At 52.2% G+C, this 22,224-nt stretch carries 22 protein-coding genes, 1 tRNA gene and 1 pseudogene; 15 read left to right on the top strand and 9 right to left on the bottom strand.

Annotation, left to right across the window (positions count from 1 at the left end; genetic code table 11):
- The first annotated feature begins 57 nt into the window (after positions 1-57).
- The gene (locus IE105_RS04740) at positions 58-765 is read left to right on the top strand and encodes a VIT1/CCC1 transporter family protein (RefSeq protein WP_189495976.1); all 708 of its coding nucleotides are present in this window, start codon (positions 58-60) and stop codon (positions 763-765) included.
- On the opposite strand, the gene IE105_RS04735 is transcribed toward IE105_RS04740, so the two are convergent.
- Positions 729-1,904, bottom strand: coding sequence for a patatin-like phospholipase family protein (locus IE105_RS04735; protein WP_189495974.1), 1,176 nt, complete (start codon positions 1,902-1,904; stop codon positions 729-731). The genes IE105_RS04740 and IE105_RS04735 overlap by 37 nt on opposite strands.
- 99 nt (positions 1,905-2,003) lie before the next feature.
- On the opposite strand from IE105_RS04735, the gene IE105_RS04730 reads away from it, so the two are divergent.
- Complete coding sequence (locus IE105_RS04730) at positions 2,004-2,258, top strand: hypothetical protein (RefSeq protein WP_189495973.1); 255 nt, start codon at positions 2,004-2,006, stop codon at positions 2,256-2,258.
- Positions 2,259-2,500: 242 nt separating this feature from the next.
- On the opposite strand, the gene IE105_RS04725 is transcribed toward IE105_RS04730, so the two are convergent.
- From IE105_RS04725 to IE105_RS04710, 4 genes are all read right to left on the bottom strand, one after another.
- Positions 2,501-4,495 (bottom strand): DEAD/DEAH box helicase, encoded by a 1,995-nt coding sequence (locus IE105_RS04725; protein ID WP_189495971.1) that lies wholly within the window; start codon positions 4,493-4,495, stop codon positions 2,501-2,503.
- Between the two features lie 467 nt (positions 4,496-4,962).
- Positions 4,963-5,277, bottom strand: coding sequence for a hypothetical protein (locus tag IE105_RS04720; RefSeq protein ID WP_189495969.1), 315 nt, complete (start codon positions 5,275-5,277; stop codon positions 4,963-4,965).
- A gap of 449 nt (positions 5,278-5,726) precedes the next feature.
- On the bottom strand, positions 5,727-6,017 hold the full coding sequence (locus IE105_RS04715; protein WP_189495967.1) for a type I restriction endonuclease subunit M: 291 nt from the start codon (positions 6,015-6,017) through the stop codon (positions 5,727-5,729).
- Between the two features lie 208 nt (positions 6,018-6,225).
- Positions 6,226-6,687 carry a hypothetical protein gene (locus IE105_RS04710; RefSeq protein WP_189495965.1) on the bottom strand — a complete coding sequence of 154 codons (462 nt, stop codon included), beginning with the start codon at positions 6,685-6,687 and terminating at the stop codon, positions 6,226-6,228.
- 853 nt (positions 6,688-7,540) lie between these two features.
- Here IE105_RS04710 and IE105_RS04705 point away from each other — a divergent pair.
- The 4 genes from IE105_RS04705 (at position 7,541) to IE105_RS04690 (ending at position 10,749) form a co-directional block, all read left to right on the top strand.
- A complete protein-coding gene (locus IE105_RS04705; protein WP_189495963.1) occupies positions 7,541-8,074 on the top strand; it encodes a methanogen output domain 1-containing protein in 534 nt (177 codons plus the stop codon).
- Entirely contained in the window at positions 8,043-9,470 is a 1,428-nt protein-coding gene (locus tag IE105_RS04700; RefSeq protein WP_189495961.1) for a sensor histidine kinase, read from the top strand. The genes IE105_RS04705 and IE105_RS04700 overlap by 32 nt, the downstream gene beginning before the upstream one ends.
- Before the next feature lie 40 nt (positions 9,471-9,510).
- A complete protein-coding gene (locus IE105_RS04695) occupies positions 9,511-9,867 on the top strand; it encodes a response regulator (protein ID WP_189495959.1) in 357 nt (118 codons plus the stop codon).
- Between the two features lie 366 nt (positions 9,868-10,233).
- The gene (locus IE105_RS04690) at positions 10,234-10,749 is read left to right on the top strand and encodes a DUF2165 family protein (protein ID WP_189495957.1); all 516 of its coding nucleotides are present in this window, start codon (positions 10,234-10,236) and stop codon (positions 10,747-10,749) included.
- Between the two features lie 166 nt (positions 10,750-10,915).
- Here the strand turns inward: IE105_RS04690 and IE105_RS04685 are convergent, their stop codons facing one another.
- Positions 10,916-11,413 carry a 1-acyl-sn-glycerol-3-phosphate acyltransferase gene (locus tag IE105_RS04685; RefSeq protein WP_233353993.1) on the bottom strand — a complete coding sequence of 166 codons (498 nt, stop codon included), beginning with the start codon at positions 11,411-11,413 and terminating at the stop codon, positions 10,916-10,918.
- Positions 11,414-11,978: 565 nt separating this feature from the next.
- Between IE105_RS04685 and IE105_RS04680 the strand changes: the two genes are divergently transcribed.
- The 3 genes and pseudogenes from IE105_RS04680 (at position 11,979) to IE105_RS04675 (ending at position 12,929) form a co-directional block, all read left to right on the top strand.
- Complete coding sequence (locus tag IE105_RS04680) at positions 11,979-12,299, top strand: hypothetical protein (RefSeq protein ID WP_189495953.1); 321 nt, start codon at positions 11,979-11,981, stop codon at positions 12,297-12,299.
- A 6-nt stretch (positions 12,300-12,305) separates the two neighbouring features.
- Positions 12,306-12,476: pseudogene (locus IE105_RS15640) on the top strand (HGGxSTG domain-containing protein); the annotation flags it as partial.
- A gap of 150 nt (positions 12,477-12,626) precedes the next feature.
- The gene (locus IE105_RS04675) at positions 12,627-12,929 is read left to right on the top strand and encodes a hypothetical protein (protein WP_189495951.1); all 303 of its coding nucleotides are present in this window, start codon (positions 12,627-12,629) and stop codon (positions 12,927-12,929) included.
- A 944-nt stretch (positions 12,930-13,873) separates the two neighbouring features.
- Here IE105_RS04675 and IE105_RS04670 read toward each other — a convergent pair.
- Positions 13,874-14,023 carry a hypothetical protein gene (locus tag IE105_RS04670; protein WP_189495949.1) on the bottom strand — a complete coding sequence of 50 codons (150 nt, stop codon included), beginning with the start codon at positions 14,021-14,023 and terminating at the stop codon, positions 13,874-13,876.
- A 1,049-nt stretch (positions 14,024-15,072) separates the two neighbouring features.
- Positions 15,073-15,159 (bottom strand) — tRNA-Leu (locus tag IE105_RS04665).
- 152 nt (positions 15,160-15,311) lie between these two features.
- On the opposite strand from IE105_RS04665, the gene IE105_RS04660 reads away from it, so the two are divergent.
- The 3 genes from IE105_RS04660 to IE105_RS04650 all read left to right on the top strand — a co-directional run bounded on the left by IE105_RS04660 (position 15,312) and on the right by IE105_RS04650 (position 17,927).
- Positions 15,312-16,034: an aspartate/glutamate racemase family protein gene (locus IE105_RS04660; protein WP_189496372.1), complete on the top strand. Its 723-nt coding sequence runs from the start codon at positions 15,312-15,314 to the stop codon at positions 16,032-16,034.
- A gap of 76 nt (positions 16,035-16,110) precedes the next feature.
- Positions 16,111-16,884: a hypothetical protein gene (locus IE105_RS04655; protein WP_189495947.1), complete on the top strand. Its 774-nt coding sequence runs from the start codon at positions 16,111-16,113 to the stop codon at positions 16,882-16,884.
- Positions 16,885-17,156: 272 nt separating this feature from the next.
- On the top strand, positions 17,157-17,927 hold the full coding sequence (locus IE105_RS04650; RefSeq protein ID WP_189495945.1) for a hypothetical protein: 771 nt from the start codon (positions 17,157-17,159) through the stop codon (positions 17,925-17,927).
- A 106-nt stretch (positions 17,928-18,033) separates the two neighbouring features.
- Here the strand turns inward: IE105_RS04650 and IE105_RS04645 are convergent, their stop codons facing one another.
- Complete coding sequence (locus IE105_RS04645) at positions 18,034-18,750, bottom strand: NAD-dependent deacylase (RefSeq protein ID WP_189495943.1); 717 nt, start codon at positions 18,748-18,750, stop codon at positions 18,034-18,036.
- Between the two features lie 238 nt (positions 18,751-18,988).
- Between IE105_RS04645 and IE105_RS04640 the strand changes: the two genes are divergently transcribed.
- Genes IE105_RS04640 through IE105_RS04630 form a run of 3 tightly spaced genes read left to right on the top strand, consistent with a single transcriptional unit; the run spans position 18,989 to position 22,214 of the window.
- Positions 18,989-19,963 (top strand): complex I NDUFA9 subunit family protein, encoded by a 975-nt coding sequence (locus IE105_RS04640; RefSeq protein WP_189495941.1) that lies wholly within the window; start codon positions 18,989-18,991, stop codon positions 19,961-19,963.
- Between the two features lie 38 nt (positions 19,964-20,001).
- Entirely contained in the window at positions 20,002-20,928 is a 927-nt protein-coding gene (locus IE105_RS04635; RefSeq protein WP_189495939.1) for a class I SAM-dependent methyltransferase, read from the top strand.
- Positions 20,929-20,981: 53 nt separating this feature from the next.
- Positions 20,982-22,214, top strand: a complete 1,233-nt coding sequence (locus tag IE105_RS04630) for an MFS transporter (protein ID WP_189496370.1) — start codon at positions 20,982-20,984, stop codon at positions 22,212-22,214.
- Positions 22,215-22,224: the final 10 nt, after the last annotated feature.

Here is a 22,224-nt window from a genome sequence, read left to right as displayed (position 1 = left end):
GCGAGGCGACGTGTAAATTCCTCTGACAAGGTTTACTTTGAAGAATAAGCTCACGGCATGTCGAAGCCCACCAAAGACCATATTGATGAGCATCATGTCAGTCATAAGTTAGGATGGCTGCGCGCGGCCGTGCTCGGGGCCAATGATGGTATAATTTCCACGGCCAGTGTCATGATGGGCGTGGCCGCGGCCTCCGTGTCGCATCAGGCTCTATTACTCACAGGAACGGCGGCCCTGGTGGCGGGCGCGTTGTCTATGGCCGCGGGAGAATATGTTTCGGTCAGCACGCAAGCGGATAGTGAAGCCGTGGATCTCGCGATCGAAAAAGCCGCTATTGAGGCGGATCCGGTTGGGGAGCTGCAAGAGCTGGCACACATATACAGGCAACGCGGTCTGTCCGATGATTTGGCCCAGCAGGTTGCGACGCAGCTTATGGCGATTGATCCGCTTGGCGCGCATATGCGCGATGAATTGGGGCTGACGGACACGCATAAGGCGCGCCCAATTCAAGCCGCATGGACCTCCGCTCTCAGTTTCGCGATCGGCGCGGCCTTGCCTCTATTGGCCGCGATTATAAGCCCGCCCACCGTCGTCGCGTGGAGCCTCGGCCTATCGTCCCTCGTCGCGCTCATCGGTTTGGGGATTGTATCCGCACAGGTCGGTGGGGCCAATAAACTCAAGGCCGCGATCCGAGTCTCATTTTGGGGTCTAGCCGCGATGGGCTTGACCTATGCCGTTGGCACGCTCTTTGGCGTGGTGACATAAGCGGGCTTACTCGTGGGGAAAAAATCCCGAATTTCTTCTTGCCGAGCCATGGCATCCTTATAACCTAAATCAATTAAAGCCCCAATATATCCGGGTTCAAATAGCAAATAGCTCTCAATTCGTCCCATGGCCGCTTCTGCCGTTCGTCGCTTGATCAACCATCGTAACCGGCGCGGCATTTCAGGCGCATGTTCCCGTGCCAAGCTTCGCAGACTGATTGAAGGGTTGATGGAAAAAACGTCAATTTCTTTCAATTTTTCTCCCGCTCTTTCTTCAGGCGTCAAGTGTCGAACCAATGTGTTCAATCGCTTCAATCGTTCGATGTCGGACTCAAGACTGTCGTGAAAGATAATGTCGAGGGCATAGCCCCCTAAATCGCCCGCCGAAGGGTATTCAGCCGTAAAGTCGATCTCTTCGTGCGGCTCAGGTGGACTATCGCGGGTACCGATAATGAACAATTTATCCGCCCCCAGATGAATGGCCGGCGCGAGCGGTGATGTCTGGCGCAACGCCCCATCTCCGAAATACTCATTGTCAATTTTAACGGCGGGAAACAAAAGCGGAAGCGCTGCTGACGCCATGACTTCATCAATATCCAACACCCGCTTTCGCCCCGCCCGGCGGACGCGATGCCAGTCATTGTCCTCACCCAGCGTATCAAAGAAGGTGACGGCGTAACCTGAATCATAGCCTGAACAGGTGACACTGATCGCCTTTATCGCGCGATCTTGCACCGCTTTTGCAACTTTGCCAAAATCGATATTGTCCAACAAGGTTTGTCGTAACGGGCTACTGTCGAGTAGCGACTTGGGCGGGTTGGACATGTGCTTGGGTAAGAGCGTTGCAAAGCCCAATTTAAGCGCTGTCAAAAATATCTTTCGCAGCCTCGGGTCAAAGACTTTCGCGGTTGTCAAACTTCGCCAAAACACCTCCAAGTTTTTTGCACTGGCGACAAAATCTTCTGGCACGGACGCTAAGCCCGCCGCGTTTAGGCCACCGACGGAAATTCCGGAAATGACATCGAACGGTTCTGTCCGACTCTCCAAAATTTCGCTCACCGCCTTCAAAACACCGACTTGGTAGGCGCCGCGCGCGCCGCCGCCCGTTACAACCAGCCCTGATATAGCTTTCGATGTCATCTGTTTCCTATATCGCCTTTTCCGGCTTCAGGAACCCGGCACTTAGATTGTTCCATAACACGCTCTCGTGTTATGATGGGGCAACCTATTAGGACGGCAATGTCAAAAGAATTGACCTTTTATGAAGCGGTGGCGGATTTTTCGTCCTTTCAGGCGATGACGTCTGCCATCGGCGCGCTTGAAACATTGGGCATCGCGCCTTTTGATATTACACCGTCATCGGGGGCGCCTTTACCCTCCACATCCGTTTATTATCTGTCCGCTTGTTTTACGGACGTCACGCTATTTGAGTCTATTCGGGTGGCCCTTCTGGACCACGGGGCGCGTGACATCGACATTCAGGATATGGCCTGAGACTATCGTCCAGCATGGGTCCGTAACGATAAGGCTGGAAGGCTTTATTCCAACTCATTCACCAACTTCATCGACTTCGCGGGCGGTCTCATGTCCATCCGGAACGGATAGCTATAGAGCCGCGTTGGCGCTGTCAGACAAGCCGACGGGACAGAGCGTTGTGAGGCGCGACCCGAAGTGGGCCGCCCCTCAGGTCGAACGACGATGCACACAGCATTGAGACCGATCTGTGTCCCTGACGATTATGTCTTCTTTTTTCGAGTGTTTTTCCGCTCACCCTTTTTGACGCCGCCTTTTGATTTCAGGGCGGCGGCGCGGGCGATTTTTTTCTTGTGCGGCTTCTTTGGTTTCTCCGTGCTCGAAAAATCGCCATCCGTCGTTTTACGGGGCTTACGGTTTAGTGGAGCGTCACCCGATTCCGACGATCTCTTCGATGCGGGTTTTTCACGCGACGACTGTTCGTCCTGACGGGTGTCAGATGCAGCCCCTCGGTCTTCGTAAGGGGTCTTATTCTTGTCCGCATATGTCTTTTCACCCCGGGGTTTGCGGGGGGCGTCATTATAGGGTTTCCGGCTTTGCCCGCCGCCTTCGGATCGTTGCGATAAATTGGGTTGTCCATGGACAGTCGACACAGTGATCGCGCCTTCGATTTTCATGCCGGGGCCAATCGTATTTAAAAAGCGGTCAACACCCTGGGGCGCCACTTCGACAAAGGTTTCCTTGTCGATGATTTTGATCGCGCCAATTTCGCCTTTTTTCAGGCCGCCCGATTTAAGCAGCATTGGCAAGATCCATTTCGGTTCGGCTTTTTGCTTCCGGCCAATATTCAGGGAGAACCAGACGCCATCACTAAAGTCATCTCTCGGTCCTGATGGGCGGGCGTCGCGACCATGTCCGTTTGGACCGGCTTTGCTCGGCTTGTGATTGGCAGGCAGCAATTCTTCCGGAGCAGACTGCCCCATCCGATACTGACGGATAAAGGCCGTTGCGATATGTTCCGGTGAATGGGCTTTTAGCAAGCGCACGACTAAGGTTCGCTCTGCGTCGGTGATCTCGGAGTCGAGGACCATATTCGCGAGAAGCCGTTCATTATCCTTGGCGGTAATGGCCTCCGCGCTCGGCGCTTCACACCATTCGGCCGTCACGTTTGCATCCTGCAAGAGGCGCTCCGCATTGCGACGACGGTTTGGCGTGACGATAAGGGCCGACGTGCCCTTGCGACCCGCGCGGCCTGTCCGGCCACTGCGGTGCAAAAGTGCTTCGCGGTTGCGCGGCACATCCGCGTGAATGACGAGTTCCAGATCCGGAAGATCAAGGCCACGCGCCGCGACATCGGTCGCGACACAGACTTGCGCGCGCCCATCGCGCAGCGCTTGGATGGCATTGCTGCGTTCTGCTTGTGACAACTCACCGGACAACGTGACGACAGAGAAGCCGCGATTATTAAACCGTTGCGTCATCCGATTTACCGCGACCCGGGTGTCGCCGAACACGATCGCATTTTTGGCATCGTAATATCGCAAGATATTAATGATCGCATTTTCCTTGTCCGCTGTGGCAACGCTCATCGCCTTATAGTCGATGTCGACGTGCTGCTTGGCTTCGGCGGCCGTATTCACGCGCACGGCATTGCGTTGATATTTCTTTGTCATGCCCAAAATTGACTTGGGGACGGTGGCCGAAAACATGAGGGTTCGGCGATCTTCTGGCGCGGCATTGAGGATGATTTCCAGCTCCTCGCGGAAGCCCATTTTTAGCATCTCATCGGCTTCGTCCAGGGCCACGGCCTTCAGGTAAGACAGGTCCAATGCACCGCGATTGATATGGTCACAAAGGCGACCGGGCGTGCCGACGACGATATGCGCGCCGCGGCGCAAAGCGCCCCGTTCGGCGTGCGCGTCCATGCCGCCAACGCAAGACAGTGTCTTGGCGCCCGCGTCCTTGTAGAGCCAATCCAGCTCCCGTTTAACCTGCATCGCCAGCTCACGCGTCGGCGCAATACAAAGCGCGAGCGGCGCGTCCGCGCGCAAAAAACGCTCATCATCGCCCAGCAAAGTCGAGGCCATGGTCAGACCAAAAGCAACGGTTTTTCCTGATCCGGTCTGGGCCGAAACAAGCAAATCCTGATCTTGCAGTTTTGGATCCAGAACCGCGTCCTGAACCGGGGTCAGCGTCTCGTACCCCTTTTTTTGCAATGCGGACGCGAGCGCGGGATGCACGTGAGTAATATTGGACATGGGGACAGTCTGTCTGGGGGACCATCAGGGCTGTCCTGATCGGGTCGGGCGATAATCGACTGCGTCGATCTATATGGCCAACTCAGAATAACAGGCCGTGAAACGCGGCCCTATGATGTTTCAGAACCTGTGCATAGTCCCGCCGTCGCCTGGCGCGCAGTTGCGGAGGTGTAAGAGTTCGGGCGGGAAGGCCCGAAAAACTTGCCGTCAAAACCACGCTGTCAAGCAAAGCGGTTAAATCAGAGAAGGGCGTTAGAAAGAAAGAAGAGATTCCCCAGTGTCTTTCAGAGGCTTAACTTCACTGAAGAGATAAGGATAATGGTGCAGAAGAGGCAACGAGCTATCTATCTAGTGGATTGAAATATATTAATTAATTTAACGGATGAAAGTGTAATGCCTCCAAACATACCCCTAGAATAGAAATTTCCGCTGATTTCGAGAGTATCCCTTAAACGTAGTTGTCACCTCTAACGCACAATCTCATGCGGCCACCCACCGTAAGTATAGACGAAATCTGTGCCTTCACGATGGATGAGCATCGCCCAGACCAGAAACTTTGTCCCAGTGGGGTAATTCCTTCTCATATCTCGGCTGCATTCGGCATCAAGTTCAGGCTTGAATTTTCCTTGTTCGCTAACCGGTCGGGCGTGTAAACTATGTCCTTTTCCTGATTTAGTCACTCGGTAGGTTTCAATCACAACCGGCCTATAGCGCTGCCCGTCCTTATCTTTAGGGCGCTTTTTTCCACCGATTTGAGTGATATGATCGATATTTCGTGTCATTTTATTTCTTTACCCCCGGTGCTCCGCCTTAGACAAATCTAGCCCACTGATGTGATTTGAGGTTTTTTCTTACGGGAGGATAAGGTTTTGTGTTTTTCTTCGTCGTTGGTTTTTCTATTAAACTCTTGGCCTGGTCTAATTGAAAAGATGAGAATTGTCTCTTTAGGTCTGATTTCAATTCTTCGTCAGCGGCGTATTCGATACGCGTATTAAAATGGGCAGAAAAACGAACCAAGCGTTTTGCATCGACTCGTTTATGGAGACGATCTTATTTTTTCTTTGTCACTCGATGTCTCCGCTTCTTAGCTCGTCAGGAGGTTAGGTTTGGCGATATTAAAGACTGTGAGTTCTCTAATACAAATGCGCCTGAAAGCCGATGTAGCTGTCAATCGCCTTATCAATCCCGCCAAGCGCTGCAGCGCCTTCGGCGGCGGAGCCGAACCGAATGTTCAGGTAGTAGGACAGTCGATCAAATCACTGCCGATCAGCGCGGCTTCGTTATCATGCGACCCATCGCCCCGCGCAGGCTTCGCACAACTAGACCAGCGGTATTCGTTCTTAAAGATCGGAGTGTGATTTTGGCCGGAGATTTTCGCCTCAATCGCACGCGCAGCTTCGAAGTCATCCAGATATTTCAAGAATAAGAGCCAAGGGGATTGCTCGGCATAGTCCAGCTCCGAATTACACCCCGGTTCTTGGAACATAATGTCATCAAGATTTTTGAAAGTCTGTTCGAACACACCAGTCTCCTTAGAAGGGTGCTGCTACTCAGGCGGGTAAAGCGGGTGAAGCGGGTAAAGCGCTATTGATCAAAAGCTGTATTCAGGTTCGCCGCGCGGTTGGGCGTCGGTGTCCACCTGATAATGCGTTTGGCTGGGAACGCTTCTGTCAAACCACTTCATCTAAAAAAGGGGCGGTGTGACCACCGCCCCTTATAACGCATTTATTCTACTCTGCTTCGTCCGCAGGGGGAAGATGCATATGGGCCAAATCCTGACTGTCGTTCGCAATGTGTGACACCCAGTCTTTCATTACATTTTCCGCAGCTTTCTTGCTACCTTCCTGCTTCGCGAGGGCCTCCATAAATTCAGCGCCTTGAGGGGAGTCGGCATATTCAAGAGCGCCATACCCGTCATCTAGTTTAATGTAGACGGTTGAGTCCCAAGGCCCGGATTCCCAGTCCAACGCGACAAAATTTCTATCCAATGAGCGAACGGCAGGAGCGATTTTTTCATACAGAATTTCCCAAGCTTCATCATTATGGCCTGGTTTGAAGTCTAAGTTCACGACCCGATAATAATCGGTATTTTGACGCTTTTCTAGAGTATCCTGCGCTGACGCGGAGACAGGTATCAAGACTGCTCCGCTAGCAAGCAATGCTGACATAGCCAGTGCTATAGATTTCTGCATTAGAAATTCCCCCTTAATTGGCCAGGCCATTCACAAACAGAGGCAGAACGCGGCGGATTGCATAGCTCAGCGCCGTCTTCATACTCTATTAACCATGAAAATTCCACTATTTGTCGATTCTAACCCTTCCTCCCTGAAAGTGGTCGATGTTTAGAGATTGCGTTACCGCCTATTTCTTAGTTCAAAATACGCCTAAATCTGCGAACACGGCCTTATGAGCATTCCTCGCGCGCTCGCGAGGCAGCACTGGGCCTTCAATGGTGAGCTGGTGTTTAGCGTTGGTCAGGCTGGGAAGGCTCTTGGCCGAAATCCATCGACGGGCAGCCGCGCGCTGCGTGAACTGAAAGAGCGGAGTCATTGATGAAGAAGCGACCACCAAATTTTGGGCGACGGGGCGGCAGGCGACTGAATGGAGGCTGACCCATACCCTGTTGGAGCGCGGTGAGAAAATCCAACTTGCTGCAACGCGCGATTATCAGCGATGGAAGCCGTCTGAGCCAAAACCCGCCAAGCTGTGAAAACAGAAAGCCCGTGTCACCCATGCAACATAAGAACGCTATTTCAGCGCCTTTGTGTTGCACAGGTGCCAAGCATATAATCTACCATAGGGAGCGGGCCTTGCGGGCTTAAACAAAACTTTCAGGGAATCTCGTTCAGCCTAGTGCGCAGCGCTAATCAAAAAGCTGGCAAGCGCTAGGCTGAACCCTCGCAACGCGAGTGTGATTACCTTGTCAGACATTTAACGAAAAATTATATTGTAACTTAAATAGCCGTCTAAATAAACTATTGACTCAGAATCTAAACTAGTAGACCAAATTAAAAATAGCGCAATCATTTAGGACAATTGATTTCGATGACAGCTTGCAATAAATCCGTGAGCCTAGGCTCCGATACGCTTGACCGCGATGTCTTTATGCGCACGCTTATTCGCGAACTATCTGGGACCCTTGAGAATGTAGTGGGTTTGGAAGAAGCCTCAGGTTACATTAGCGTTGTCGGTCTTGCTATTGGCCAAAACATTAATCAATCCTATAAGAGAGCTTTGCTGGTCGACCGCTTAGATAGAGCGCAGGTGGCCGATGTCTTAGTCGATTTGAAACGACGCATTGCCGGTGACTTTTATATTATCGAGGAAAGTGAAGAGCGGATCGTCTTGGGGAACAGAGCTTGTCCATTTGGCGATAAAGTCATTGGACGTGCGTCTATGTGCATGATGACGTCCAATGTGTTTGGGAGCCTTGCGGCTGAAAACTTGGGTTATGGAAAAGTTCAACTTCAACGCACAATTGCGCAAGGCGACAAAGAATGCCGGATTGTAATTTACCTCACTAAAGACTCGGTCGGGCGGGATGTGGATGGACGTGAATATTTCCAAACTCCCTCATAATTTTCTCGCTCACTTCAAGTCCTTTAGCGACGCTGATCCGCGTCGCTGCCTCGTCATCGATCATCGGGGTTCTGTGTATGCATTCAATGCTCAGGCTAAGCGCGCTATACCTTGGCTTGAAATAAACTCCGACCTCACATCTTTCTGCGAAGACCCAGAAGAGTTTGCAGCATATCTCATAATGTCTGCGCGAACGCGCGCTGCACTTCCAGGTGCGGTCCATTTCACAGATCCAAGCGGCAGCACTCAATGGTCTTGTCATTGTGGCCTAGCCGAGCTTCTCGACGACGGGACGCCGATCCTTATTTTACGTTTGCAGCTCCCGGAGCTTAGCAATTCTTCGTTTACCACTCTGAATAATCAAATTGATGCCCTTAATGCCCAACTTGAAGAGAGCATCCGAGCCAATGAAGCCTCGGCGCGTTTGGCAGCGATAGTCTCATCTTCGACCGACGCAATCTATAGCAAGGATCTGCAAAAAGTGGTGACGAGTTGGAATAAAGGGGCAGAACTGATGTTTGGGTACACCGCCGAAGATATGATAGGCTCATCTATTCTCTCAATAGTCCCGATTGATAAGTTGTCTGAGGAAGATAATTTGTTAAATAGATTGAGGGCAGGTGAGGTCTTGGTCCCGGTTGAAACAGTGCGCAAGCGTAAGGACGGTACCGTGCTAAGTGTTTCGATTACCTCATCAACGATCGAAAATATTTCAAGCGAGGTGGTGGGATATTCTAAAATAGTACGCGATATTAGCGAGCGCACGGCTTTTATCGAACAGCAAGCTTTCTTGATGCAAGAACTCGCACATCGGTCAAAAAACCAGTTGGCAGTGATCAGCGCAATTTCGAGGCAAACTGCAAGGAACTCATCCTCGATCGATGATTTTCAGAAAACTTTTGAACAACGCCTAATCGGACTCTCTGTATCGGTAAGCCTTCTAGTTGAACTCGGGTGGAGTGGGGTTTCACTCGAGCACTTAATCCGAATGCAAACAAAGGCATTTATCACAACACCGAAACAACTGCGCACAAGGGGGCCAAAAATAACAGTCGGCAACGTCGCCGCCGAAACAATTGGGTTGGCGATTCATGAGCTCTCGACCAATAGCTTGAAATATGGAGCTTGGTCCTCTTCGTCTGGTTACATAACTCTAGATTGGAAAATGTCGGCCCAACCACCTTTCGATTTGGAGATAAAGTGGAAGGAACGAGATGGTCCACCAGTAACAGAGCCTAGTCAAACCGGGTTCGGCCAAGTCGTGATTAAAAATTTAATGGTGCAGAAACTCTCGGCAGATGTAAATTTGACTTATCCGCCAGAAGGGGTCGAGTGGTCTGTAAGATTACCTGAAAAACATTTCGGTTTTACAAATAAAGTGGCGGGTAACGCCTAAGGACGTAATTAGCGCCAGTAATTTTATGGGATGTTTATAGATGGAACTCGATGGTCCCAAAATTCTGATTGTAGAGGACGAGTTTTTGATCGCTTTTGATATGCAGGAAGTGCTTGAAAATGCGGGGGCAGTCGTTGTTGGTCCCGCTGAATCAATTAAAAAAGCACTCGATTTCATACATAGTGGGAATATTTGCGCGGCCATTGTAGACATTAATCTTGGAGCAGAATTATCCGAACAAGTTGTTTTATCGCTCAGAAATTCGAATATTCCATTCCTGTATCATTCCGGCCAAAACGCACTTGAAAAATGCTCAACCTGGCCCCAGGCACCAATATTAAACAAGCCGTCCAAACCATCTGTAATGATCAGAGAGTTAGTAAACGTTTTATTGTAAACTCTCTAGTCGTAATTGAATGTCAGCCATCCTCCAAAACCAAGGCAATCGACTATACTGTGGTTGAAAATTTATTGGTGAACGTAGTTGATTTCAGTGATGGACGCCCTTTGTTCTGACATTGGGGCATCATTTTGTCATTCTGCCTGCGCGAGCTTGAATTTTAGTCCGCAAACACAGTTCAGCGTGTAAACGGGGAAACGCTTGGCCCTAAGGAAGGCATTATTATTGAGTTCATCCAACCCAACGGCCCATATTGAAAAGCCCAACGGACTATAGAAAAGATTGACAGGCCCTAGGCTATGAATTCTAGTTGAATTTAAGACAGTATCGGGGTGAACTTGCAGACTGTGGGGTAACAGGTGTATGTTTTACCCAAAAAGTGGGGAGATTATCTTGTTGCGGATCGTAAAAATTCTACTGATTTTAAGTGTGGCCCTATGGGGGATTCTCGGCCTGTTTCACAATTTGATCGATTGGGGTGGAAGCATAGGCGCCGTAAACGCGACAACGTCCATGGCAACAGTTGAAGGTGGAACTGGCCACTGGAAAGCGACTACAAACCCGGCGGTGATTTTTGCAGGCGCTTTCTTTATTGTTTTTTTTAAATTGATCGTCACTTTGACATGCTTTGGCGGCGCGTGGCGCATGTGGAAGTCGCATGGCTGCGACGCTGCGACCTTTGCCACAGCCAAAACGTTAGCGCTTACTGGCTGCGGCGTTGCCTTATTTATGTTATTTACCGGTTGGATTGTTATCGCCGACACCTGGTTTGAGTTGTGGCGCTCTGATGTGCTGAGCGATGCCGCCCTCGGTTCAGCGTTTCGTTATGGTGGGTTGATCGGCGTGATCGCCTTGTTTGTCGGCATGCACGACGAGTAAGCTGACTATTTGCGGGAAGAAGCCAAGTAAACACAATGTCTGTCTGAAGCCAGCGCATATGAGACAGATTTGTGTTGGGGCAATTAGAAAGCGAGTAATGGGGTGCCTGAAATCATAAAAACCAGCTGTAGGCTCGTCCTTTATGACGCGGCATATCAACTACAAGCTATTGGTTTTCAGGGTTAATCCCAAAAAAATTTTCGTCCACGAACTGTTTTATGGCCAGGTTATCTTCGTCATCTGAAGTGCCTGTAAATTGCCAAGTATTTTCATGCAGAACGACTTCTTTTGACCGAGCGTCTATCCCAATCAACGAGATTGGGACGTTTGCAGCTTTCGCAATTCGAATATATCCCTTTCTATACTGACTAACTTTACTACGTGTCCCCTCAGGCGTCATTCCCAACCAAACATTTTCATTCGTGTTGAAGCAATGAACTATTTGAGCCGTCACATCGTTTTTTGATGATCGGTCAATTGGCACACCGCCCAAGTACCTAAAGACCCCCCTGAGTGGCCAAATGAAAGCCTCTCGCTTCATCATATAGGAAACTTTTAGGCCGACAGATTGCATGCATGCCATTGCAAGAATGAAGTCCCAGTTGGATGTGTGTGGCATTCCGACAATGATTAGTTTTTTCTGATCCGGAAGCTTTCCGACCATTTTCCAGCCCATAGACCGTAAGACAAGATTACCAAGCAGGCGTGTAAGCCAGTTACCCATACGAGGACTGGAGCTAGAAAGAATGTCGTCAGCGGGTCTTCGCTCACTCTTTTTCAAAACAATCCTTTCTGCGTAATAGGCCTCAATCGCTCACAAATAGTGTAAAGTAAGGTTAGCTGCTCATCTTATCGGACTCGCCTGACCCGATTAATCCAGTCAACCGTTTAATAAGGTTCTACAGTTCAATTGGTGCTAAAGCGTTTAAACGAATAACCTTACTACGCTTACCAGAGACAAATGGATGGTCGCATGCGACGCCCTATCAATCTAGGTTCCGTGAAAGTCGCAGATATTGATGCGTTGCTACAATGGTTCCGAGCTCTAGGCCTTAGGCCATTCCCCTCACTCGAATTTCAGTTCTACCTGACACCGCAATTCTTGCGAATAAGGTCAGGTACGTATGACAACACATTATGACCTCGCCGCGCGGGCAGGATAAGATGTATCGGGTGAAAGGGGTTGGACCGACTGACCCTTATCTTACCCTGAAACGCCTTTCATCGTCGTGCCGGATTCGTTCTGGGATGAGCTTATCGCGTATCGCGCGCCAAGCCTTCGGGCGCTGACATTGGCGGATCGTGACCGGTTCAATCGCCTCGCGTTAGACAAGGCGTCGGAGGTTCTCGTCAGCCCCCTCACGATGAAACGGATTGAAACGCGAGGCCCAGACTTCGCGCTACGTAAAGCATCAGAGCGGGCTAAGGAATGGAAGCGCCACTATGTCGAGGGCACTTTTTCGGACAGACAACACGCCAAAGCTATGAACAGACGGGTCGCCTGCGGGGCTCGCAAAAAGGACGGCGCGCAATGTCGGGCGATGACATAGCCGGGGCGGAACCGTTGCCGCTTTCATGGTGGGCGCTCGATAGGGCCGCGCACAGACGAGGGGATGCGCAAGGCGTTGTCCTGCCTGCCGCAATATCGAGACAATCCAGTCCGGCTAGCGGCGAAGTTATCAGAGCTTGGCATGGCACTTGAGCCACATGGCAATCATGCATCCTAATGGCGTCAAAAGCCCGCTGATCAAGACCGATGGTTTTTTGCAAGTTCGGGGTTGCGGTATGACCACGGGAAAGTCTGTTGATCCGTTACACGACGGGAACGGGCGAGAGACGACAACAGCACTGTGACCGGATAGGCTATCGCCAATAAGATGGCGGGTCGTTTTGTCTTGCTGGACGAGCCTTTCCCTGACCGCCCGGAAGGGATGCATCATAAAACCTACGCGGCTAAGCGCGCCAAGTGGAAGGGGACGACCGCCCCCGCCCGGTCCATGATGAGCGCCATACTGGAAGGGGACGCCTTGCAAGGCTGGTTTGACAAGGATGAGATATGGGAGGCGAACCGCCTGAAAAAGGTACATCGGATCGACGCTCAAAAAGCAGGGGTAGACGCCTACGCCATGCGTTACTGGGGTGACAAACCAACGTCAGCGCGAGGTGTTTCCGTCACTTGATAATACAGGGCGAAAACAGGCGTCGAACCACTGTTAAGACAGCGAAGGAACATCGAAGTGACCGGTCTTTTGCCTTAGCGGTTCATCACGTCAAAACTCTTGGAAATTGAGGGCTGCTTATAGTCAGGGTGGCGTCCACCTCACTTAAAGATTGGCTCTGGGATGTTCCAGACCATCATGCCTGCCATTGCCAAAACAATGACAAGGGCAATGAGCTCAAGCCAACTACGAGGTTATGTGGCACGCGGGATGCGGGTGATTTGAATCCGATTGCCCAGCATACATGCGCCCCAATCATCATTATATGCTGGACAAGCGGAATCCTGAAAATCCATAAAAGGTTCTCAGAATTTTTTTAGTCGAGGTCAGTTAGTAGTCTACCGACGACACTTTTGTGGGGAGTAAGAAGATCCGCAATCCGCATAGTAGGGAATTGGGTAAGTCTTCGCGATTGGGGTTGGGTAGGAGACCGCTTGAGGTGTGCGATAAGCAGTCATTGGTGGAGTTGCGTATTGTACTGAATGATATGAAGGGTGCGAGGCGGTAGCGTGAGCACCGTGTTCAGGATGGTAAGTTGCACAACCCGTGACTAGAATGGATAGGACGCAAAAAGCGCTGCCAACAAGAATGTTTTTCATAACGGCCCCGGAATAATTTTCTTAGCTCGAGCATTGCATGATGCATGCCATTAACTTTAATTTTTGAAATTCTCCCGTTTATCGGAGGCGGAAATCTTTGATGCTGTGACGCATGCAAAATGGATTTTGGGGCGATAGCTATGACGCCAGACTTGCCCCATGAGAATGCTGTGGCGGACAAGCTGAATATAATGAGAGAAGTGGTGCTGAGTGCGACGTGCCAGATGTGTTTCATGTGGGGGCTTTGCCAAAAAATAGACCTTTGGCTAGAGCTTGAGATGAAGGTGTAGGAATTAAGCGAACCGCCTATTGGGCAATCTTACGGTAGGATTTTGCTAAGCCCTCACGGGATGGTGGGCCTTCTGGATCGATCCCGCATAAATAGGTACCAGCCTCTATCATCGGATCATCATAGCCCTTTGCCGTCTCATAGGCCCAAAGCCGGCAATCATTCATGTCACCAACGTCATGCTCGAATACAAAGACCGACCGGTCTCCCTTGTCAGGATAATAATATGCGTCGACCACACGCTGATGCCCGGCACAAGACACGGAAACTATGGCCAAAAGAACAGCAAGCGTTAGCGTTTTTAAGATTGATAACCCCTCGGAAACTGATCGACATATCAATCACCTTATCTCTGTCATGCAGACTAAGGCCAATGTGTAGCGGATAGAGCACTGTAGCTAACGGGCAAGAGCTAAAACGGTCGTCCACGTTTCATTTCGGCATTGCGAAAACGAGGCCCGTGCCAAGCAACCGCCCTAAATCAGCCTTCCCTATGTGAAACCCATTATGCCCGAATTGGCTCGCTACTTGCATTATGGTTAACAGTTATTCTTATGGTGAAAGGGGACGCACCATCTTATTCATTGGCTTTGCTGTCATACTCGCTTGGGTCGGATGTCTCGCCGTTGTTCTCTTCGCTATGTTTGGAGAGAATAGGCGTAAGTCCCGTATCATTGTCGGGATGTTTGGAATGGTCGTCTCGGCTGTGTCTCTTGAAGCTGTTCTAAATTCCTTACCAAGCCAACTCACCGATGACACCGTAATCACTGCCAGCATATCGCAAGAGCGCGATTACCCGTCAGTCCCGATAAGGCTGCCCAAAACTAGGCCCTAAAAAATTCCAGACATTGCTTCTCAATCCGCAGGTTTATCGACTTCTGTGTGTGCGCGCAAAATTTTGGGCGGGACAAAACCTTAAGCCCACGGCGGATCGACGACCAGAGGAGCTTCGAGTGGGCGGGGTGGGTCAAAGTCTAGCGCGTTTGGTCGGGACACCCATCCCCCATATGCGTTTGCAATATGTCTCGGAATAAAATGGGGCGGGGGTAAGCGGGTGAATAGAAGCGCCGTCTGAGGCTGCAGCCCCTCGCCACTGACAAGTTAACTCAATCTGCCTAAACGCGATGAGCATGGCCCTATTGGCAGGCAATATGGTAGGCGGAAAGAATGGGTCTTTCCGCAGGTCGTTGTAATTACACGATAATTTTTATGGAAATGGTGCCCAGAAGAGGACTCGAACCTCCACGGCCTTGCGGCCACTGCGACCTGAACGCAGCGCGTCTACCAATTCCGCCATCTGGGCACGTTATCGGCAAGTCGCGGCAAATAGGGACATGAGGCGCAAGCGTCAACGCTTTTATGTCTCATGTTTGCAGTCTTGAGCCGCGTCATTGCCGTCCCGCCTCGGCGTGATAAGGCGGCGGCATGACGTCTTTTTTACCCGCCAGTCCATCCATGAAAACCATCGGCGTTTTGGGCGGGATGAGTACGGCGTCGACCTTACAATATTATGAGCTGCTCTGCTCACTGACAACGGCCCGGCTCGGTGGGTTACATAGCCCCCGCTTGCTGATCCGGTCGGTCGATTTTGGTCTGGTCGCGCATTTACAGAACCAAGGGGCGTGGGGCGTGTTGGGTCAAATGCTGGCAGAACGGGCTGAAGAGTTGGAGCGAGGCGGCGCAGAAATGATCGTGCTGGCGACCAATACAATGCATAAGGTCGTGCCCCGTATGATGCGGGACGTCACCATCCCCCTGATCCATATTGCCGATGCGACAGCCGCGCATATTTTGGCGGGCGGCTTTTCCCATCCCGGTTTGATCGGCACAAAGTTTACGATGGAAGATCGCTTCTATCTGGATCGACTGCGCGCAGAAGGGTTGCAACCTATCGTGCCAGAGGCCGCGGATCGGGACGTGATCCACACGGTCATCTTTGAGGAGTTGTGTCGTCATGATGTACGCCAGGGCAGCCGAGCAGATTTTATCAAGGTTGCGGAGCGCTTAAAGCAAATGGGGGCGGATTGCCTAATCCTCGGATGTACAGAAGTCGGGCTGCTGCTCAATCCTGACAATACACCGCTGCCCGTCTTTGATACAACGCAAATTCATTGCGAAGCGGCGCTGGACGCGGCGCTATCTGAGCTGAAGCAATCATTAACTATAGAATTAAAATAATATTTTTTATTTAATATAGTTAATGGCATATTGTTTGCAAAACCTCTCAATAGCTAATTCTAGCGGGGGGAATACAATGAAACGTTCACTATATTATTGCGCAATGGGCGCGATAGCGATTGCGGGGACCGGTTGCGCATATCAGGGTTCGAGCTATGGCGCGCACTCACCTGCGTCCTATCCGACACCTTATTATGGCGGATGTGGCTCAAGCTATACGCCTCAGGGTTGCCAAAATAATGTCGGCGGCACCCGGTTTGATCTAGAGCTCGGAGCTGAGCAGTTTGTCAGTGGTGATATCATCGGTGCCGGGAATGCGCTGGGTGGGGGCGATACGACGCTAGACGTTGGTTATAAGGATGCCTTTAAATCGGGTTATCGGGTTGCCGCGGGGCTCGCTCGGGATATTAATCCAAGCACAACCGTTTCTGCCAAGGGCTTTTATAATGAGGCTGACGGCGAAGACGGCGTCCTGTTTGGATCCGGCGGTCAGACCGCGAGTTTCTCAGATTATAAAAGTTACGGCGCCGAACTCGGCCTGCGTAAGTATGTGGGTTATGGGGGGGCACAATTGCGTCCTTACCTCGGCGGGACAGTCGGTGCGGCTTATGTCGACGATATAAGTGCCGATGATGGCGGTGGGCCGATTGTGCTCAACGATGCGACTTGGGTTCCGACGGCGAGTGGGACGGCTGGATTTGAAATGCCACTTTCGCAAACAGGTGCAATCGCACTGGAAGCGGGCCTTCGCTGGACAGGTAAGCAGGACCGCGCCGCCGGTCTAGGACTTGGTGAAGATAGCTCACGACTTTCCGTGCCAGTTACTTTGCGCGGAAGCTTCCGCTTCTAAAACTTACTTCAGAGGCTTTTCTGAAAATTGAAGAGCCTTTCCTAAAGGATACCCATAAGGCCCGGCTTCATCCCCCGGGAGTATGGATTTGATTGGGGCAGCCGGGCGCTTGGAAGCAAGCGCCCGGTTTGATTCCAAGTGCCGAGATCTGTAAACTATCGAAATTTTGATCGACGCATTTTGGCTTTCTGACAGATTATTAAACGTAATTAACTATGATGGCACGCCGCTTGCAGTCCTGTGAGGCATAGACTTTCAACAGGGGTGTAAATATGAATAACCGTCTTCTCGTCACCGCAATCGGTGCAGCGGCCATGGCCGTATCTGGCTGTGCTTACCAAGGGGCCAGTTATGGCCACACGGCTCAACCGACTTACAATCCATATGGCGCAAGTGCTGTGCCCTATCGTCGTCACCAACAGACTGTCGGCGGCACGCGTATTGAGACTGAACTCTCTTACGAGCAATTCGTAGACGGCAACATCATTGACGGCGGCACCGTGATTGGCGGTGATACGACAGCAGACGTTGGTTATCAGGACGCATTTAAACCCGGATACCGCGCGTCTATCGGTATTGCCCGTGATTTCCGCCCCAATACGACGGTTATGGCGAAGGGTTTTTATTCGCAAGCTGAAGGCGAAGATGATGTTGTCATCGCAACGAATGGCGGCGGTAACGTCCTTGCAGACTTCTCTGATTACACAAGCTACGGCGCAGAACTTGGCTTACGCCAATATCTCTCCCCCGCACAGACGCGTTTGCGTCCGTTCGTTGGCGCAACTGTCGGCGCGGCCTTTGTTGAAGACCTGAGTGTATCAACGGGTGGTCCATCGACTGTCATAAACGATGCGGGTTGGACCGCGACCGCGAGTGCAACGGGCGGGTTTGAAATGCCACTTTCACCAACCGCGTCTCTCGCGCTTGAATCCGGCATTCGTTGGTCAGATGCGCAAGATCGTTCCGCCTTTGGTGCAACCCTTGGCGACGATAATTCTCGTCTATCCGTGCCTGTGACCTTGCGCGGTCGTTTCCGCTTCTAGAAACGGAACGTGTTGCGTCGACCCTATAAGGTCGGCGCATATGCCTTAAATTTCATCCCGCTTTAGTTTCATCCCTGAAGGCGGGGAGTTTTCTGGACGCCTACCATCAGGCGTCCAGTTTTATTGCGGTCATCAAATCCGCAACCCAGATCGGAACCACAGTCCCCGCCGGGCCATAGTGGGCCGTGTCGAAATAAAGCGAGCCGTGCGACGGCTCCATATTTAATTCTATTGTCTGTATGCCGCGTTCCCGCGCCGCTTGAACGAAGCCAGCCGCCGGATAAACCGCGCCGGATGTTCCAATTGAGACGAATAAATCGGCGCGCGCCAACGCCGCCTCAATCTTGTCCATGTGATAGGGCATTTCCCCGAACCAGACGATATCAGGTCGCGGTCCGCCCTTCGTTTGACAGGCGGGGCATTGGCTTTGGGGTGTGAGGTCGCATTGCGCGTCCCAGTGAAAGCCACAGGCGACGCAGAACACCCGCGCCAGTTCCCCGTGCATATGAATGACGTCCGCCGCCCCGCCGCGTTCGTGCAAGTTATCGACATTTTGCGTCACGAGGGTCAGGGCGCCGCCGCAGGCGGTCAAAGCCTGTTGCAGGCGGGCCAAGGCGACATGAGCGGGGTTAGGCGCGACGTCAGCCAATGCGCCGCGTCTTAAATTGTAAAAGCGCTGAACAAGCGCTGGGTTTCGCGCAAAGGCCTCTGGCGTGGCGACATCCTCAACCCGGTGGTTTTCCCATAGGCCATCATTGTCGCGAAAGGTCTTGAGGCCCGACTCGGCGCTTATGCCTGCACCCGTGAGAACGAAAACGCGCATCTTAAGCGTAGCTCTGCAAAGTCATCACTCTTGTCCAATCCGTCGTACGCATTCAGGGTGACCCTTAGGCTTAAGGCCCTTCATTTCAGGGTCTTCAGGGTTCGTCTAGGGGAGGGGGTTAGGCCGGAGGGCTGCCAAAGGCACGGATTTTGTCAACGCATCGCACCATAGCGTGAATGGACAGTCGGTCTACATCGGGGTAGGGACGTGCGACTTTGAACTAGGATCTGATTTTCAAATGCATAATGGTCTCGTCACCGTCTTTGGCGGCTCCGGTTTTGTTGGTAAACAAGTTGTGCGCGCTTTGGTGCGTGATGGCTGGCGGGTGCGCGTCCCAATGCGTAGCCCGCATTTAGGTCACGAACTTCGCGTGCTCGGCAATGTAGGGCAAGTCCAATTGGTCCAAGCCAACCTGCGCTTTCCGGCATCTGTCGATGCGGCACTCGATGGTGCGGATGCGTGTGTGAACCTTGTTGCCTTGCTTCATCAAACGGGACGCCAGACATTTGAATCGCTGCATGTTGACGGCGCGGACAATATCGCCTTGGCCTGCGTAGAGCGCGGGATTACTAATTTGGCGCATATTTCCGCCATAGGGGCTAATCCGGACGCGAAATCCAATTATGCACGCACGAAAGGTGAAGGCGAAGACGTCATTCGCGACCGTGTGCCAACGGCTGATATTTTGCGACCCTCCATTATTTTCGGCGAAGGCGACGGGTTCTTTACGCGCTTTGCCAGTCTCGCCGTGATGTCGCCGGCGCTGCCGCTCATTGGCGGTGGGAATACAAAATTTCAGCCGGCCTATGTCGGCGATGTGGCGGACGCCGTGGCGAAAGTGATTAAACGCGGAACGACTGGACAGACTTATGAGCTGGCCGGACCGCGGACCTATTCGTTTGCGCAGCTGATGCGCTTTACACTCGATACGATTGATCGTCGCCGTGTCCTCGTGCCCGTGCCGTGGTTCGCCGCAGTCCCGATGGGTTTCGCCGGAGAAATTGCAGGCGCATTGCCGTTTGTTGAGCCGTTCCTCACGCGCGACCAAGTCGAAATCCTTAAGGTCGATAATGTCGCGTCGGGCGATCACCCCGGGTTTTCTGAGCTCAACATTACGCCGGATACGATTGAAGCCATTGTGCCGGATTATCTTGAACGTTTTCGCAAATATGGCCAATTCCACGAAGGCCGATCCCCGAAAGCGTCTCGTTAAATAATCCCTGTCGCACCATCCTTTTAGGAGGTCATTTTATGTCTATCCGTGCTCTTTTTCTTGCCGCGTCCGTGACGGCCCTTGTGGCCTGTTCTCCGGCTAGACCCGAAGCGGTCAAACCCGCTGAACCCGTTGTGGCTAAGGCTGATGTGCCGGTCGCCGTCACAACTGCACCCGAGGTGGTTATGGCGTTCGATGGCGCGGCGCTTCAGGCCGTTGTTATGGCGCAAGGGGACAGCACGAAGGCTCGTTATGACGCGCGTCACCCCGTGGAAACGTTAGAGTTTTTCGGCATTGCGCCGGGGATGGCGGTTGGCGAAGCGCTTCCGGGCGGCGGCTGGTATTCCAAAATTCTCTTGCCCTATTTGGGCGATGATGGCCGTTTGGTTGGCGTTGATTATGATTTGGCACTCTGGCCAAATTTTGATTTCGGCACGCCTGAATTTATCGAAGGTAAGAAAAATTGGCCTGAAACGTGGGTTGAGGATGCCAATGGTTGGACGGATGGCGGTACGAACATTGACGCGTATACGTTTGCGACCCTGCCACAGGACGGCTCTCTCGATGCTTTTCTCTTTATTCGGGCGCTACACAATATGTCCCGGTTTGAGGACGGTCGGTTTATTCAAAGCGGCGTCGCCGCAGTGTATGGCGCCCTGAAACCCGGCGGTGTTGTTGGCGTGGTTCAACATGCTGGCCCCGATGATGCGGATGCGGAATGGGCTAATGGCAGCGCGGGTTATCTGCGCAAGCCTGACGTCATTGCGGCCTTCGAGGCCGCAGGCTTCGCTCTTGTTGGGGAAAGCGATATCAACGCGAACCCGCTGGACATGCCAACCACGGACGACATTGTCTGGCGTTTACCGCCAAGCCTCGCGACATCGGGCGAAAATCCGGAGTTACGCGCGCAAATGGAAGCGATCGGCGAGAGCAATCGCATGACCTTGCTGTTCCGCAAGCCTTAAGACAGAAACGATAGACCTGAAACTCTAAGCCGAAACTCTAAAGGACTGAACACATCACCCAGTCGGAAGATCAATTCGCCGCCTTCCGGCACAGTTCTTACGCGCGCTATTTTAGCGCGCGTTTTTTGTCGGCGACGGGCGTACAAATCCTGTCGACGACGATCGGCTACCATCTCTATGATATAACGGGGAACGCGCTGCTGCTGGGCTATATCGGCCTCGTACAGTTTCTCCCCGCGATTATCCTAGTCGTGCCTGCGGGTCTGGCATCGGACCGTATAGGGCGCCGCTTTATTATGGGGTCCGCCATTTGGCTCGAGATGCTATGCGCCGTAGCCATCCTCGCGCTCGCTCTTCTCTCTGACTTTAATCCCACGCTGGTGTTAATCACTTTGACTGTCTTTGGGGTTGGCCGCGCGTTCTACTCGCCCGCTGCCAGCTCGCTCGCGGTCAATTTGGTTCCGCGCGAAGACTTTGCCAATGCGGTGGGGTGGAACACGGCGACATGGCAATTGGCGCATGTGGCAGGGCCGTCCATTGGCGGCGTATTATATTTGCTCAGCCCGTCTGTCGCTTATGCTGTCACGGCCTCATTGCTATGTCTGGCTGGGGTGTTGATTTTCTCAATCCCCAAGCCGCCTCAACGGATTGAGGCGGAACCGACATCTCTCGCGACGCTTGTGCGCGGGTTCACCTATGTGTGGAAAGAGAAAGTCGTGCTCGGCGCGATCAGCTTGGATCTGTTCGCCGTCATGCTCGGCGGGGCGGTCGCGCTGTTACCGATCTATGCCAAAGATATCCTCGATATCGGACCGCTTGGAAACGGTATCTTGCGGTCCTCGCCCGCGATTGGTGCGGTGATCATGCTGATTATCCTAACGCGCTTTCCAATCCGCAATCATGCCGGGGCGATCCTTCTTGTCACGGTCGCGCTGTTCGGCCTGTCCACAGCCGTGTTCGGCCTTTCGGTATTGCCGTGGCTGTCCATCCTTGCGCTGATGTTAATCGGGGCGTTCGACATGATCAGTGTGTATATTCGCGAAGTTATTTTGCAGCTCTGGACCCCGGACGAAGTGCGCGGACGTGTGAATGCGGTGAATTCCATCTTCCTCGGCGCGTCTAATGAATTGGGCGATTTTCGGGCGGGTTTGATGGCGGCGGTTTACGGGGCAGTCTTCACCGTCACAGCAGGCGGCCTGGCGGCCGTTGCGATTGCGGGGCTGAGCGTAAAAATATTCCCCGGTTTGGCGAAGATTAAATCCCTGAACGATCATCCAGACCCTTAACGGTCAGGAT

The organism is Algimonas arctica (assembly GCF_014652695.1).
In the GTDB taxonomy this organism is placed as follows: Bacteria; Pseudomonadota; Alphaproteobacteria; order Caulobacterales; family Maricaulaceae; genus Litorimonas; species Litorimonas arctica.
The sequence above is the reverse complement of the archived record's forward strand: the minus strand, read 5'-3'. Positions and strand labels throughout refer to the sequence as shown.

Excerpts from the sequence above, each read along its gene's own strand:
- IE105_RS04740 (WP_189495976.1), top strand. The coding sequence starts at position 58 with ATGTCGAAGCCCACCAAAGACCATATTGATGAGCATCATGTCAGTCAT.
- IE105_RS04735 (WP_189495974.1), bottom strand. The coding sequence starts at position 1,904 with ATGACATCGAAAGCTATATCAGGGCTGGTTGTAACGGGCGGCGGCGCG.
- IE105_RS04730 (WP_189495973.1), top strand. The coding sequence starts at position 2,004 with ATGTCAAAAGAATTGACCTTTTATGAAGCGGTGGCGGATTTTTCGTCC.
- IE105_RS04725 (WP_189495971.1), bottom strand. The coding sequence starts at position 4,495 with ATGTCCAATATTACTCACGTGCATCCCGCGCTCGCGTCCGCATTGCAA.
- IE105_RS04720 (WP_189495969.1), bottom strand. The coding sequence starts at position 5,277 with ATGACACGAAATATCGATCATATCACTCAAATCGGTGGAAAAAAGCGC.
- IE105_RS04710 (WP_189495965.1), bottom strand. The coding sequence starts at position 6,687 with ATGCAGAAATCTATAGCACTGGCTATGTCAGCATTGCTTGCTAGCGGA.
- IE105_RS04705 (WP_189495963.1), top strand. The coding sequence starts at position 7,541 with ATGACAGCTTGCAATAAATCCGTGAGCCTAGGCTCCGATACGCTTGAC.
- IE105_RS04700 (WP_189495961.1), top strand. The coding sequence starts at position 8,043 with ATGGACGTGAATATTTCCAAACTCCCTCATAATTTTCTCGCTCACTTC.
- IE105_RS04695 (WP_189495959.1), top strand. The coding sequence starts at position 9,511 with ATGGAACTCGATGGTCCCAAAATTCTGATTGTAGAGGACGAGTTTTTG.
- IE105_RS04690 (WP_189495957.1), top strand. The coding sequence starts at position 10,234 with ATGTTTTACCCAAAAAGTGGGGAGATTATCTTGTTGCGGATCGTAAAA.
- IE105_RS04685 (WP_233353993.1), bottom strand. The coding sequence starts at position 11,413 with ATGGTCGGAAAGCTTCCGGATCAGAAAAAACTAATCATTGTCGGAATG.
- IE105_RS04675 (WP_189495951.1), top strand. The coding sequence starts at position 12,627 with ATGGCGGGTCGTTTTGTCTTGCTGGACGAGCCTTTCCCTGACCGCCCG.
- IE105_RS04670 (WP_189495949.1), bottom strand. The coding sequence starts at position 14,023 with ATGAATGATTGCCGGCTTTGGGCCTATGAGACGGCAAAGGGCTATGAT.
- IE105_RS04660 (WP_189496372.1), top strand. The coding sequence starts at position 15,312 with ATGAAAACCATCGGCGTTTTGGGCGGGATGAGTACGGCGTCGACCTTA.
- IE105_RS04655 (WP_189495947.1), top strand. The coding sequence starts at position 16,111 with ATGAAACGTTCACTATATTATTGCGCAATGGGCGCGATAGCGATTGCG.
- IE105_RS04650 (WP_189495945.1), top strand. The coding sequence starts at position 17,157 with ATGAATAACCGTCTTCTCGTCACCGCAATCGGTGCAGCGGCCATGGCC.
- IE105_RS04645 (WP_189495943.1), bottom strand. The coding sequence starts at position 18,750 with ATGCGCGTTTTCGTTCTCACGGGTGCAGGCATAAGCGCCGAGTCGGGC.
- IE105_RS04640 (WP_189495941.1), top strand. The coding sequence starts at position 18,989 with ATGCATAATGGTCTCGTCACCGTCTTTGGCGGCTCCGGTTTTGTTGGT.
- IE105_RS04635 (WP_189495939.1), top strand. The coding sequence starts at position 20,002 with ATGTCTATCCGTGCTCTTTTTCTTGCCGCGTCCGTGACGGCCCTTGTG.